This is a genomic window from Paenibacillus xylanexedens, from assembly GCF_007680605.1.
Classification (GTDB): Bacteria; Bacillota; Bacilli; order Paenibacillales; family Paenibacillaceae; genus Paenibacillus; species Paenibacillus xylanexedens_B.
In genome coordinates this window covers 1-344 of record NZ_VEIO01000068.1, presented here as the reverse complement: position 1 = coordinate 344, position 344 = coordinate 1, and the positions used below count along the sequence as shown (strand labels likewise).

The 344-nt window shown below is 48.8% G+C and carries 1 protein-coding gene; it reads right to left on the bottom strand.

All coding sequences use genetic code 11. The features are described 5' to 3' along the window. Positions 1-344, bottom strand: a 344-nt coding sequence (locus tag FS818_RS28420) for a condensation domain-containing protein (RefSeq protein WP_260990004.1), incomplete at both ends; no start/stop codon positions are given.

Genomic DNA, 344 nt, shown 5'->3' with positions numbered 1-344 from the left:
ATTGAAAGTAACTGCTTCCTGTAGTTGTCCAGCAGTCCTTGCATCGTGCTTTCCTCGTACTCCTGCTTATCGTATGTTAAGCTCAGCATCAGCTTTCCAGCGATTACATTCCCTGCAATGTCCAACGCATGAACCCGCTCCGATTGTGGACTCATTAGCAATCCAGTAGACAGCCCAGACATGGACATGGCCCCGGCATTCATCTCCCGATCCCATTGCCCTAAGTAGTTGAAGCTGATCTCCGGTAACAATGTACTGCCAATACCTCTTTTTTCCACTGGCGTCAAATACTTCAGTGCGCCATATCCCACGCCTTTGTTCGGTATCCGTCGCAACTTTTCCTT